12 protein-coding genes are annotated in these 12,624 nt (G+C 60.6%); 9 read left to right on the forward strand and 3 right to left on the reverse strand.

What is annotated here, in order from left to right; all coding sequences use genetic code 11:
* The first annotated feature begins 9 nt into the window (after positions 1-9).
* Positions 10-726 (forward strand): GNAT family N-acetyltransferase, encoded by a 717-nt coding sequence (locus QP363_RS06180; protein ID WP_070718330.1) that lies wholly within the window; start codon positions 10-12, stop codon positions 724-726.
* 168 nt (positions 727-894) lie between these two features.
* Complete coding sequence (glpR, locus tag QP363_RS06185; protein ID WP_284763453.1) at positions 895-2,130, forward strand: gephyrin-like molybdotransferase receptor GlpR; 1,236 nt, start codon at positions 895-897, stop codon at positions 2,128-2,130.
* Positions 2,131-2,170: 40 nt separating this feature from the next.
* Here the strand turns inward: glpR and QP363_RS06190 are convergent, their stop codons facing one another.
* Positions 2,171-2,788, reverse strand: coding sequence for a DNA-3-methyladenine glycosylase I (locus tag QP363_RS06190; RefSeq protein WP_284763455.1), 618 nt, complete (start codon positions 2,786-2,788; stop codon positions 2,171-2,173).
* A 24-nt stretch (positions 2,789-2,812) separates the two neighbouring features.
* Positions 2,813-3,316: a methylated-DNA--[protein]-cysteine S-methyltransferase gene (locus QP363_RS06195; RefSeq protein WP_216379895.1), complete on the reverse strand. Its 504-nt coding sequence runs from the start codon at positions 3,314-3,316 to the stop codon at positions 2,813-2,815.
* Positions 3,317-3,370: 54 nt separating this feature from the next.
* On the opposite strand from QP363_RS06195, the gene QP363_RS06200 reads away from it, so the two are divergent.
* Positions 3,371-3,784, forward strand: coding sequence for a DoxX family protein (locus tag QP363_RS06200; protein WP_010187578.1), 414 nt, complete (start codon positions 3,371-3,373; stop codon positions 3,782-3,784).
* Positions 3,771-4,460 (forward strand): zf-HC2 domain-containing protein, encoded by a 690-nt coding sequence (locus QP363_RS06205; protein WP_070646138.1) that lies wholly within the window; start codon positions 3,771-3,773, stop codon positions 4,458-4,460. The genes QP363_RS06200 and QP363_RS06205 overlap by 14 nt, the downstream gene beginning before the upstream one ends.
* Here QP363_RS06205 and QP363_RS06210 read toward each other — a convergent pair.
* Positions 4,457-5,941: a dolichyl-phosphate-mannose--protein mannosyltransferase gene (locus tag QP363_RS06210; protein ID WP_246817257.1), complete on the reverse strand. Its 1,485-nt coding sequence runs from the start codon at positions 5,939-5,941 to the stop codon at positions 4,457-4,459. The genes QP363_RS06205 and QP363_RS06210 overlap by 4 nt on opposite strands.
* A gap of 167 nt (positions 5,942-6,108) precedes the next feature.
* Between QP363_RS06210 and rsmI the strand changes: the two genes are divergently transcribed.
* The 5 genes from rsmI to QP363_RS06235 all read left to right on the forward strand — a co-directional run bounded on the left by rsmI (position 6,109) and on the right by QP363_RS06235 (position 12,596).
* A complete protein-coding gene (gene rsmI / locus QP363_RS06215) occupies positions 6,109-6,957 on the forward strand; it encodes a 16S rRNA (cytidine(1402)-2'-O)-methyltransferase (protein ID WP_070447208.1) in 849 nt (282 codons plus the stop codon).
* Positions 6,958-7,262: 305 nt separating this feature from the next.
* Complete coding sequence (locus tag QP363_RS06220) at positions 7,263-9,107, forward strand: BCCT family transporter (RefSeq protein ID WP_070447206.1); 1,845 nt, start codon at positions 7,263-7,265, stop codon at positions 9,105-9,107.
* 75 nt (positions 9,108-9,182) lie between these two features.
* On the forward strand, positions 9,183-11,015 hold the full coding sequence (metG, locus tag QP363_RS06225; RefSeq protein ID WP_070646144.1) for a methionine--tRNA ligase: 1,833 nt from the start codon (positions 9,183-9,185) through the stop codon (positions 11,013-11,015).
* A 4-nt stretch (positions 11,016-11,019) separates the two neighbouring features.
* Positions 11,020-12,213, forward strand: coding sequence for an MFS transporter (locus tag QP363_RS06230; RefSeq protein WP_284763457.1), 1,194 nt, complete (start codon positions 11,020-11,022; stop codon positions 12,211-12,213).
* Positions 12,214-12,314: 101 nt separating this feature from the next.
* Complete coding sequence (locus tag QP363_RS06235; RefSeq protein WP_070565735.1) at positions 12,315-12,596, forward strand: type II toxin-antitoxin system RelE/ParE family toxin; 282 nt, start codon at positions 12,315-12,317, stop codon at positions 12,594-12,596.
* Positions 12,597-12,624: the final 28 nt, after the last annotated feature.

The following is a 12,624-nucleotide window of genomic DNA, read 5'->3' on the forward strand; positions in this document are numbered from 1 at the left end:
GCCGACATCATGCTTGATCCTTTCGGTACCGCCGCGGGGCGCTTTTCCACCCCCGCCAGCGGTGAGGCAAACCCCGACCATCCGGGGTGGCCAGAAGCTACGCCTGCGGTCCGATTGCGAGAATCTCGTGTCTTCCCGCGCGGCGCGACAGTGCGCCTGCGCCCCCTGCTGCGCCGGGACGGTGAGTCTTGGCGGTGGCAGCGCATCGAGGATAGGGATTTTCTTAAACCGGTGGAGCCGACTCTGCCGACGTCATGGGATGCGGCACATTCGCAGTCGGCATGGTGGAATCACTTGATGTTTCTGCGTGATTCGGCTCGCGCCGGAACGGTGGTGCCGCTCGTCATTGATGTCGACGGGCAGTTCCGGGGTCAGTTGACCTTAGGCAATATCCAGCACGGAGGGGTCAGCGAGTGCTGGATTGGCTATTGGGTTCATTCCGCGGTACACGGCGCGGGGGTGGCTACTGCCGCCTGCGCTCTCGGTGTGGACCATGCCTTTTACCGTGTGGGGCTGCATCGTGTGACGGCCACCTATCTGCCGGAGAATCCTGCTTCCGGCAAGGTACTGCACAGCAACGGGTTTCGGGATGAGGGCTTCCTGCGCCGCAACCTGCATATCGACGGTGCGTGGAGGGATCACCACTTCTTGGCACTGAACCGTGAGGATTTTGCGTCCGGGGCGGTCGAGCGCTTGCGTGCGACGGGCCGCCTCAGCGGTGTTTAGCCAATGCTGAACCGGTCGATATTTTGGTCAACTACCTCTGCTTTCACTTAAGTAACAACCTTGTAATTTATGGGCTCGTTGATGCCCACAGGCCAGGGCTGGGCGGCTAGAGTAGGGGCCTAGTTATATTCCCTTTTTCGTCGACCCCTGAAAGTGGGACACAGCCGCATGATGACTGCCGTGCCGATCATTCTCGTAATCGTGTTGTGGCTCTTCATCCTCGCCCCGTTGCTTTTGCGTTCGCAACGCCCGATGAGCCATACAGGTGAGGCCTTTGAAGAGACCCGCGTGCTCTTCGAAGGCGATTCCGGCTCCGTGCCGGGCCGTCGCAAGCCGCGCTTGGGTAAGGAAGATATCCGCATGAGTTCCCAGGCAGAGGCGGAGACTGGTGCTGAGGAGGTAGACTACGAGCTGGTCGAGGCCGAAGGAGTCAGCGAGGATTCACAATCCGGCCCTGTTGAGACCGCTGCGACTGATGCTGCCGAGCAGCCAGATGTCGCCGACACGATTGACGGCGAAGTTGTTGAGGCTGAAGATGCGGAAGAGGATTTCGAGCTAGCAGCGGAACCTGAGCATGATGCCAACAAAGAGCACGACCTCGATAATGACATCGAGAGCGTTGAATCGAACGCTGCCGAGGTTTTCACGGCTCCAGCCAACGCTAGTGTCGCAGAGGATGCCTACGGCTTGGATGACTCCTATACCTCTCCGGTCGATTTGATGTACCCGGGAGCTATTGACTCTCTGGGCCAGACGCCGGAGGACTTTAACGCCGAGGAAACAGACGGCGCTGATGATGCTCCGGAGCCGGAAGAGACCATAGCGGTTGACGGCGAGAGCATTGATGTCGCAGAAACGAACTCTGCGGACGCTGAAACCAATGGCAGCGATACCGAGCTCTCCGCGGAAGAGCTTGCCTTTGCGCAGCGCCGTCTTGGCCGCGGCGGCTGGGATCCTGTGAAGGAGAAGGAGGCTTCGGCCACGCGGTACCAGCGCCGCCAGCGCACGCTCATTGGCCTAGCCGTGGCAGTGGTCGCAACGGTATGCCTGGGCATCGTCGTGGGCGGTTGGACCTGGTGGTTGGCGGGCATCGCTGGTGTTGCGACCGCGGTCTACCTGGTGGCGCTGCGCGCCCAGGTACGCCGCGAGCAGGAGCTACTTCGTCGCCGCGTCTACCACCTGCGCCGTGCGCGCCTGGGTGTGCGCAACGCGGAAAATCCTGCTGAGTCGCTGCCGCCGAACCTGCGCCGGCCGGGCGCCCTCATCTTGGAAATCGATGATGAAAGCCCGGATTTTGATTACCTTCCGGTGTACTCGGAGGATGATTCCGACGGTGGTTTCGACGGCCCCCATCCTTCCCCGCGCCAGCGGCGTGATGATCTCGCGGCACGGCGAGTCGGTTAAGTGGCACGCGAGTGTGTCTTGTGCCTAAGCGCGCTGAGCGCTAGGCCGACCACACTCCCGAGCTCCCGCGGCGATGTGAGCCCACAAGGTGGGCATCCACCATCCCGATGGCCGTCATGAGGGAAAAGCAGGTCACTGGGCCGACGAACTTGAACCCGGCCTTCTTCAAAGCCTTGGACATGTCCAAGGCTTCTTTTGTGTATTTCGGGATATCTTCTTCGCTTTCCGGCGCGATGGTTTCTTCAGGCAAGAAGCTCCATACGAATTCGTCCAACCCGCCCTGCTCGCGCAAGGCCACCGTGGCTCGTGCGTTAGCGAGCACCGCGTTGATTTTGAGGCGGTTGCGAATAATTCCTGGATTGTTCATCAAACGCTCGACTTCCTCCTCACCAAAGCTGGCCAGAAGGTCCGCATCAAACCCCACGAAAGCAGCGCGGAAAGCATCACGCTTGCGCAGTACTAGCTCCCAGCTCAGCCCTGCCTGGAAGCCTTCCAGACAGAGGCGTTCCAGCAGTGCGGATTCTTCGTGGACAGGCATGCCCCATTCAGTGTCGTAATACTCCTTGAGCAGTGGGGAAGTCATTGCCCACGCAGGGCGGCCAAGCCCTGTCGCGTCATAAACAAGTCTCGTATCATTTGCCATTTGTGTACTAGTCATGCCTTTTTAGACTGTAATACTTACTCATTGGTTCCCCGCTTCGTGCTCCAGCAGTAGCCGCTTTGCGGCAACGCCCCCGCGGTAAGACCCCAAGCCGCCGCTTGCTGGTACGACGCGGTGGCAGGGCACCACGAGAGGCAGAGGGTTGCTGGCACAGGCGCTGCCTGCGGCGCGGGCAGCTTGGGCGCTCCCAGCCGCGGAGGCAAGGCGTGAATAGGTCCAGCGCTCACCGAAGGGGATATCACGAAGCGCGCGTTGTGCTCGGGCGCGGAAGGTGTCAGGAGACGCAGGGACGTCGAGTAGCAGCTCGAAGTCTCGCCGCGTGCCAGCGAAGTATTCGGTGATCTGTTGGGTGGCCGCGACGAGAACCTTAACGCTCGACCAGGCGCTATCTGAGCGAGCGGTGAGGCGCTGCAGGCCGTTGAGATTTGGAGCCTCGTCAGGGAAATACACCTGCGATAAGCCTCGCGCGGACCCTACGAGGGTGAGGCGGCCGAGGGGAGTGTCCAGTGAAGTCCACAAGTGCATGCTGGGAGGGAGTCCTTTCGGAGAGAGGTGGCCATCCAGGGTAGTCTATGAACCATGAATAGACCCGCCGTACGCGATGCCGCGCTCCTGATCTTCCGCGCGGTACTGGGAGTCATCTTCGTGGCGCACGGTGTAGACAAGATGTTTTTTAGCGGAATGGATGAAATAACCGGGCAGTTTTCCGCACTTGGTGTCCCGCAGCCGCATACTTCCGCGTACTTGGCTGCCTTCGCAGAAATGCTGGGAGGCGCGGCGCTGGTCGTAGGCCTGCTCACCACCTTTGTGGCGGGGGCTTTGGCTCTCCTCATGGCCTGTGCTTTGTATTTTGTGCACATGGGCAATGGCCTTTTTGCAGCCGATGGTGGCGTCGAGTATCCGCTGGTTCTCATCGTGTCGCTGCTCATGATTGTCGTTTTTGGCTCTGGCCGGGCCAGCGTGGATGGGGTGCTGAGCCGTGCTGACGCATGAGCAGGTGCAGGCGGCCATTTCCGCACAGCTGGACGGGGAAGCCCCGCAGCTCTCACCGGATGTTATTGAAGCGCACGTATCGGGATGCCCCGAGTGCGCGGCTTTCCGGGATAAGGCGGCAGCCCTAACACATTCCTTGAGCCTCGTGGAACCGGCAGGCGTTCCGCCGCACGATTTGTCTGAGGTGATCCTCGCCGGCGTGGAGCCGGAATGGCAGCGCGCTTCCAGCACGCGGCAGGCGTCGCTGACGTTGGCGCGAGTATCCCTCGGAGTGTTGTCCCTGGCGTTTTTGGTGTGGGCGGTCGTGGTCGTTGTTAGTGCCTCAGGTTTGACCACCTTATCGAGCGAAGGAACCCTCGCGGAAGGGGCTGACCCAGGGCGCGCGCACCTGCTGATGGAGGCTGCGGCGCTGCGTTTCGGCCTTGCAAGTGGCTTGGCTTTTGCGGCATGGCGCCCCGCTTCGGCACCTGGATTGTTGCCGGTAGCGTGCACGATGTTCGCATTCCTGTGCGGTTTTACCATGCGCGATTTTGCCCTGGGCAGCGTCGCCGCGGGGCAGGTTTATATCCTCATCGGCACGGGCTTGGCCACCGCCAGCTTGGGCTGGGCCTGGGCGGCGGACCGGGGATTCCTGCTGCGGGATATTTACCGGACGTTGTCCGCTAGCCCGCGTTAGGACCAAGATGGCAGCCACATCATGGAGCTGTACCACGAATCCGGTATGAGGTATCCATAAAGAATCGGGGAGAAGTAGGCGAACATCGCCACCACGAGCGCGGCGTAACACACCGTGAGGAAGGTACCCAAGGGCATCGCGGTACCAAAGAGTCCTGTGAGCCAGCGCCACTGCACAACACGGCCGCGCCCAATCATTTGTCCCAAGGCCAGAGATATCAGCACGATGACAAATGGGATGAACGCCGTGGCGTAAAAGAAATACATTTGACGGTCGAAAACGGCCAGCCAGGGCAGGAATCCCGCCGCGGCACCCACGAGCGGGATGAGGAAGGCGCGGTTGCGGCGAACGAGCAGGGACCACAGGCCCCACAGCACAGCTGGGATGACCAGCCACCAGATGGCGGGAGTGCCAAAGAGATACAGCATCTTGCGGCAGGAGTTGCCGTCCCCGCAGGAGATGTCCGTGGCGGAGTAGTAGAGGATAGGGCGTGCAGCCACCAACCAAGCCCACGGCTTGGAATCCCAGGGGTGGCTGTGCCCACCGGAGGTTGTCAAAGAGGCATGAAACTCCAACACGGAAGAGTGGTAGTAAAACCAGCCGGCGAGTGGCTCGGGGAGATGGAGCAACCAAGAGCCCTCTTCAATAGTGCCGTCTACTTTGGCGTGGCGGTAAACAGCGGTTTCATCAGCGAACCACGCACGCCAAGACCAGGTGTACAGTGCCACAGGAACCGCGACGATCGAGGCGAGGGCCGCTGGCGTATCGCGTACCAGCGTGCCCACGATGTAGCGGCGCACGCCGTAGAGGCGGCGCAGCGCGAGGTCCGAGAAAACGCTCATCAGACCGAAGAACATGATGTAGTACAGGCCGGACCACTTGACCGACAACGTCAGCCCCAGGAAAACGCCGGCCGTAAAACGCCACCACCGGAACCCAAAACGGGGCCCGAAGTCGGAGTCACCCATGGTCCCCGACACGAAGGCGGCGTGGAGGCGCTCACGCATCTGCTGGTGATCCCGCGCCAAAGCCCACGCGGCGGCAACCACAAAGAAGACTTGGAAGATGTCGAGCATTCCGAATTTGGAGGCTACGAGCAGTACGCCATCGCACACGGCGAGCAGGCCAGCCAGGAATCCCACCTGCCACGAACCAGACAAGCGGCGAGCCAGCGCCATGGTGAGCATTACTGTGCCCACTCCGAAAAGCGCGGCCATGGCCCGCCATCCCAGTGGGGTATAGCCGAAAAGCGCTTCTGATATCGCGATGATCTGCTTGGCCAGCGGCGGATGCACAACCAAGCCGTAGCCCGGGTTAGATTCAATACCGCCGAGGAAGAGGTTGTGCCAGCTGGTGACCATGTCCCAGGCCTGCGGAACGTAGTGCTTTTCGTCGAAGACGGGTGTGCCTTCAGAAACCGGAGCAGCCAGACCAATGAATCGTGTGAGAAAAGCCAAGACACCAATGATCGCAGTGCTGATCGAGTCGGCCCGGGTCCAGGTGTAGGGCCGAGGGGCAGGCGGTGCCGGCCGGGTATGGGCGCCACGCGTGGCGGAGGGGCGCGTGCGCTTGCGGCGGCCAGATCGATCTGTAGGGGTTGCGGTACTCACCCGGAAGAGTCTAGCTTGCATGTGCAATGCTGGGGAGTATGAGTCTTCAGCTTGAACCCCTGCCCCGCGGTGTCATCCTCGCCGCCACCCCGCTGGGAAATCCCGGTGATGCTTCCGCCCGTCTCATGCACGCTTTGGGCCACGCAGATGTGATTGCCGCGGAGGATACTCGCCGTGTCCGCAACTTGGCCCAGGCGTTAGGAGTAGAAATCCGCGGCAAGGTGGTCTCCAACTTCGACCACAACGAGGAGGAGCGCTCACGCACGTTGGTCGCCGCTGCCCAGACGGGAACCGTACTTGTCGTGTCGGATGCCGGCATGCCGGTAGTTTCTGATCCGGGGCACTCCATCGTGACCGCCGCCGTGGAGGCGGGCGTGCCCGTGACGTGTTTCCCCGGGCCCTCTGCGGTGCCGACTGCCCTCGCCCTGTCGGGCTTAGGGGTAGGCCACTTTCTCTTCGATGCTTTCCCGCCGCGCAAGCCCGGCCCGCGTAAGGCGTGGCTCGAGTCCTTGGTGGGGGAGCAGCGCGCTATTGCTTTCTTCGAGTCCCCACACCGTTTGGCGCAGACGCTTGGCGACGCCTCAGAGATCCTCGGCGCCGACCGTCGCGCTGCAGTGTGCCGCGAGCTGACGAAGACATATGAGGAGATTAAGCGTGGTTGCTTGGGCGAGCTTGCCGAATGGGCGCAAGAGAATGCGCGGGGTGAGATCACCGTAGTGATCGAGGGCGGTGATGCCGCACCCGTGTCGTTGGAGACCCTCGTGGAGCAGGTCCGCGCAGAGGTTGAACGCGGCGTGCGGGCCAAGGATGCCTGCAAGCAAGCCGCCGCGGGAACGGCGTGGTCCAATCGTGAGCTTTATGATGCCTACCTTGCGGCCCGTGGCTGAGCTGCACGAATAAGAACAAGTGATGGCCGTCTCTTTCGCGGGAATCGTTATGGCATCGTTATGTCGCCCGGCGTGGCCGCGGCATGCGTGGTAGGGGTGTCATATCTCCGAAATGCCTTCGAACAAGCTGGCAAGCTGCACAGTTGCGGTACAGAACCGGCAGTTGCAGTGGAATAACGGTCGCGTAAAGAAGCTCGTGACAGATGCTTGAGGAACGCTATATGCCCGAAATGCATGTGGCGAATAGTCTTTTTGTTTCTGATTTAGTTTGACTAGTTGATGAGACAGCACCAAGGTCGGTAGGTATGACAGACTCGACCAATTCAGACAATGTGAAGGACACGGAGGTGTCTTCGGCTGCCTCCCAAGAACAGAGCTCGCCGGCGGCGGTGGAGGACTACCGCACTGTCGACGAGCGCCTCGAGGCATCCTCAGCCACGAGCCAGCTCCAGGATATGCTCACCAACAAGGCGTTCGATCCTGCGGCTGCAGCTACCCCAGTAGAAGAACAAGAAGAAACCGACGAGTTTGGGCCCGGCGGCATCGATTCACCGATTGACTGGACCATTGTGGGGTTCGCCGGTCTGCTCATCGCTGCCATCGTGGCATGGGGCTTGGCAGCGCCGGAGAGCTTTGCTTCCTTCTCTGGTAACGCGCTGAGCTTTGTTGTGAATAACTTTGGATGGGCCTATGTGCTCTTCGGGACCATCTTCGTTATTTTTGTTATTTGCATTGCTGCTTCTAAGTTCGGCACCATTCGCTTGGGCAAGATCAACGAAGAGCCGGAATTCTCCACGGTCTCTTGGATTGCGATGATGTTCGCGGCCGGCATGGGCATCGGCTTGATGTTCTACGGCGCATCCGAGCCACTTAATTACTTTAAGAACGGTGTCCCAGGCCATAGCGAGCACGAGGTAGGAACTTCGATGGCCACGGCCATGTTCCACTGGACCCTGCACCCGTGGGCTGTATATGCCATCGTGGGTCTCGCCATTGCCTATTCCACCTTCCGTATCGGCCGTAAGCAGCTGTTAAGTCAAGCCTTCGTGCCACTGATCGGTCAGCGCGCGGCCGATGGCTTCGTTGGCAAGATCATTGATATCTTGGCCATCTTTGCCACAGTCTTCGGTACCGCATGTTCACTGGGACTGGGCGCTATGCAGATTCAGGCCGGGTTGGAAGCCTCCGGAATCATTGAGAACCCGACTCAGAAGGTCGTCATCGGCATCGTTCTCGTTTTGACCTTGGCCTTCCTTCTATCTGCCATGTCCGGCGTGGGTAAGGGCATTCAGTACCTGTCCAACACCAACATGGTTCTGGCGGCTCTGCTGGCCATTTTCGTGTTCATTTTTGGCCCCACGGTGTCGATCCTGAACCAGATTCCGGGTTCCATTGGTAACTATCTGGCGAACTTCACTGAGATGATCGCTCGTACCGCCGAGTCTGACAACGGAACTGCTGGTGAGTGGCTGTCGACGTGGACCATCTTCTACTGGGCTTGGTGGGTTTCCTGGTCGCCGTTCGTGGGTATGTTCCTCGCCCGCATTTCCCGTGGTCGTTCCGTCCGCGAGTTCTGCGTTGGCGTGCTTCTCGTCCCGGCTGGTGTCTCCACTGTGTGGTTTGCCATCTTCGGTGGTACCGCTATTCACATGGAGCAGAAGGGCAACTCTATCTCCGGTGAATCTGCCGAGCAGGAGCTGTTCAACCTTTTGCAGAACCTGCCTGGTGGTTTCATTGCAGGCATCGTTGCCGCTCTGCTGCTGGCTACGTTCTTTATTACGTCGGCCGACTCGGCGTCGACAGTCATGGGCTCGATGTCCCAGTCCGGTGCAACCACCGCTAAGCCGTGGCTATCCGCAGCGTGGGGTGTGCTCACTGCAGCCGTCGGCCTGACCCTGCTGCTGTCGAGCGAGGATTCCCTATCGAACCTGCAGAACGTCACCATCGTGGCAGCACTGCCATTCCTCTTTATCCTCGTTGGACTCATGTTCGCTATTTTCAAGGACTTGAGTAACGACGTGATTTACCGCGAGTACCGCGAGTCCCAGGCCTTCCAGCGCAAGCTGGCGCGTGAGCGTCGCCTGCACCGCGAGTTCCAGCGCGAACAGGCCTTCAAGGCCCGCCGCCGCCAGCACAGCAACAAGAGCTAGTTCTGGCGCGAGCATTTCTCTGATACACCCCCTCACTGCATTGCCGGTGAGGGGGTGTTCGATAGAGTAGAGGCCATGACTGAGACAGTTGTCGTTAATGTTGCTTGGCCCTATGCCAACGGACCCCGCCACATCGGACACGTGGCGGGTTTCGGCGTTCCTTCCGACGTGTTCGCCCGCTTCCAGCGAATGCGTGGCAACGACGTCCTCATGGTTTCCGGTACCGACGAGCACGGCACCCCGCTGCTCGTGCAAGCGGATAAGGAAGGCGTGACGGTTCGTGAACTGGCGGATCGCTACAACCGTCAGATTGTCACTGATCTGGCTGGGCTCGGCCTGTCTTATGATCTCTTTACCCGCACCACCACCCGCAACCACTACGCCGTGGTGCAGGAGCTGTTCAAGGGGCTGTACGAGAACGGCTACATGCTTAAGGAGACCACCCAAGGCGCTATTTCGCCGTCCACGGGCCGTACCTTGCCCGACCGTTATATCGAGGGCACCTGCCCGCTGTGTGGCGCCGAAGGCGCGCGCGGTGACCAGTGCGATAACTGCGGCAACCAGCTCGATCCGGTAGATCTCATCAACCCGGTGTCCAAGATCAACGGTGAAACCCCAGAGTTCATCGATACCGAGCATTTCCTGCTGGACCTGCCTGCGGTCAAGGACGTCCTCGAAGAGTGGCTGAAGACCCGTGAGGATTGGCGCCCGAACGTCCTCAAGTTCTCCCTTAACCTGCTGGAGGATATGCGCCCGCGCACCATGACCCGCGATATCGACTGGGGTATTCCCATCCCGGTGGAAGGCTGGGAGGACAACGGCGCGAAGAAGCTCTATGTGTGGTTCGACGCGGTGATTGGTTACCTGTCTTCTTCCATCGAGTGGGCCCACCGTACCGGTAACCCGGAGGCCTGGAAGGACTACTGGCAGAACCCGCAGGCGCGTCACTACTACTTCCAGGGCAAGGACAACATCACCTTCCACTCCCAAATCTGGCCAGCGGAACTCTTGGGTTACGCGGGCAAAGGCTCCAAGGGCGGTGAGCTGCACACCTATGGTGAGCTCAACCTGCCGACGGAGATTGTGTCTTCGGAATACCTGACCATGTCTGGTTCTAAGTTCTCCTCCTCCAAGGGCGTCGTTATCTACGTCAAGGACTTCCTGGAGGAGTTCGGCCCGGATGCGCTGCGCTACTTCATTGCCGTGGCTGGCCCGGAAAACAACGACACCGACTTCACCTGGGATGAGTTCGTGCGCCGCATCAACAACGAGCTTGCGAACGGCTGGGGCAACCTGGTCAACCGCACGGTGTCGATGGCCCACAAGAACTTCGGCGAGGTCCCGGCTCCTGCGGCGCTGGAGCCGGCAGACAAGGACATACTGGCGCTGGCGGAGGAGACCTTCACCACCGCCGCGGAATTCCTCGAGCAGTCCAAGTTCAAGCAGGCCATGACCGCCATCATGCACGTCGTCGGCGAGGCCAATGCCTACGTTGCTGCGATGGAGCCGTGGAAGCTGGCCAAGGATGAGACTCAGCGGGAGCGTCTGGCCACCGTGTTGTGGACCGCACTGCAGGTGGTCTCCGACTGCAACGTGATGCTGACTCCGTTCCTACCCTTCACCGCACAGAAAGTGCACGAGACCCTGGGGCGTGAGGGCGTCTGGGCCGCACAGCCGCGCATTGAGGACGTGGTCGATGATATGCCGGTCGAGCTCGTTGGCGTAGACCTCCCGCCGGAGAACCATCCCTACCCGATCATCACCGGTGACTACTCGGCGCAGCAGGCTGCGTGGAAGCGTGTCGACATTACTCCGGGTACTGCGCTGCAGAAGCCGAAGCCGTTGGTGGCTAAGCTCGATCCGGAGCTCGGTGAGACCGGCCCAGAGTGGGCCCCGGTTCAGAAGTAAAGGCGTGGGCTCGGCGTTTCGGCGCTCCCTGGCGCCCGTCCTACTCTTTGTCGTTGTCTGTCTGACCGCGCTAAACCTGCGTTCGGGCATTGCCTCCGTGGCACCGGTGCTGGGGCAGATCCAGGACTTCTTCGGGATTAGCTCCGGCCAGGCGGGTTTGCTTACCGCACTTCCGGGGCTGTGCTTCGCGGCCATGGGTTTGGCAGCGGTTCCCCTCGCGCGCCGCGTGGGGCTAAGCCGTACCTTGGCCGGCGGCACGCTGGCCTTGGTCGTGGGGCTTGGCCTGCGTCCATGGGTAAGTAGCTTTTCGCTTTTCGTAGCGCTTACCCTATGCGTTGTTGCCGGCATCGCGCTGGCAAATGTGCTGCTTCCCGCATGGATCAAGCAGCATGGGTCGGGCCGCACGCTGGTGGCGCTGATGACCACCTACACGACGATGTTGGGCGTTTCCAGCGCCTTCGGCCCGCTGTCCGCGGTGACACAAAAATCGTGGCAAGGTGCGTTGTGGATCTGGTGTCTTCCCGCCATTGCCCAGTTAGTGGCTTGGATAGTGGTCCTTCCGCAAGCTGGAAGGGACGTCGCCTACGGAACGGTTGATGGCGCGGGCGCGCAACGTCCCATGTTCACCTCGCCCACAGCGGTGGCCATGCTCTTTTTCTTTGGATTGCAGTCCACCATGGCCTATGTCCAGATGGGCTGGCTACCGCGCATGCTGGTGGAAAAAGGCGTGGGTGAGAACACCGCCAGCGTGGCACTTGCCGTCATCGGTGTCTTCAACATTGCCGGCGGCGTTGTCATGCCGTGGCTCATTTCTCGCTTGGACCGCCTCACACCCGTACCTATTGTGCTGGCGCTATGCACATGCGCTGGGTGGGGTGGGGTTCTCGTGGCTGCGGACGCCGCCCCGCTGGCCTGGGCCAGCCTCATGGGGATCGGCGGCATGTGTTTCCCGCTGGCGCTGGCGCTGCTCACCGCCCGCACGCGGAGCGCGCTGACGACCGCGCGGTTGTCCGGCTTCGTTCAGCCGGGCGGCTACATCCTAGCGGGCCTGGTACCGCTGTCCGTGGGAGTGGTGCGCGGGGCCACCGGCGATTGGACCGCTGTGCTTATTGGACTCATGGTGCTCAGCTTGTGCATGCTAGTCGCGGGCCTGCGTGCGACGACGCGTGTCTACATCGACGACGAGCTCGCTGCCTAGCCGGTTCTCGACAGTTGGGGTAGCTTTTGGGTTACAACGTTAGATAGAGTTAACGTCTCGCGTTATTGACGTGTTGCGTTATAAGGGGGTATGGTGCGTTTATGATTCAGTCGTTCGCGGATAGGGCCACTGAGCGTCTATGGAATCGAGAGAGGGTGCTCTCGATTGATTCACGTATTCACTCGGTAGCTCTTCGCAAGCTGAGGCAATTGGGCTACGTTCAGAGGCTCGATGAGCTTCGGATTCCTCCAGGAAATAGGCTCGAAGCTTTGAAGGGCGATCGGCGGGGTCAATATAGTATTCGTATCAATGACCAATGGCGGATCTGCTTCCGGTGGACCGCTTTAGGGCCAGAGGAGGTTGAGATCGTTGACTACCACTAACAAGCTCCCCCCGGTGCACCCAGGTGAA

This window comes from Corynebacterium sp. UMB6689, assembly GCF_030215295.1.
Classification (GTDB): Bacteria; Actinomycetota; Actinomycetes; order Mycobacteriales; family Mycobacteriaceae; genus Corynebacterium; species Corynebacterium aurimucosum.

Coding starts and splice junctions, on each gene's coding strand:
- QP363_RS06195 (WP_216379895.1), bottom strand. CDS start 3,316: ATGCACTTGTGGACTTCACTGGACACTCCCCTCGGCCGCCTCACCCTC.
- rsmI (WP_070447208.1), top strand. CDS start 6,109: ATGAGTCTTCAGCTTGAACCCCTGCCCCGCGGTGTCATCCTCGCCGCC.
- QP363_RS06200 (WP_010187578.1), top strand. CDS start 3,371: ATGAATAGACCCGCCGTACGCGATGCCGCGCTCCTGATCTTCCGCGCG.
- metG (WP_070646144.1), top strand. CDS start 9,183: ATGACTGAGACAGTTGTCGTTAATGTTGCTTGGCCCTATGCCAACGGA.
- glpR (WP_284763453.1), top strand. CDS start 895: ATGATGACTGCCGTGCCGATCATTCTCGTAATCGTGTTGTGGCTCTTC.
- QP363_RS06190 (WP_284763455.1), bottom strand. CDS start 2,788: ATGACTAGTACACAAATGGCAAATGATACGAGACTTGTTTATGACGCG.
- QP363_RS06235 (WP_070565735.1), top strand. CDS start 12,315: ATGATTCAGTCGTTCGCGGATAGGGCCACTGAGCGTCTATGGAATCGA.
- QP363_RS06180 (WP_070718330.1), top strand. CDS start 10: ATGCTTGATCCTTTCGGTACCGCCGCGGGGCGCTTTTCCACCCCCGCC.
- QP363_RS06220 (WP_070447206.1), top strand. CDS start 7,263: ATGACAGACTCGACCAATTCAGACAATGTGAAGGACACGGAGGTGTCT.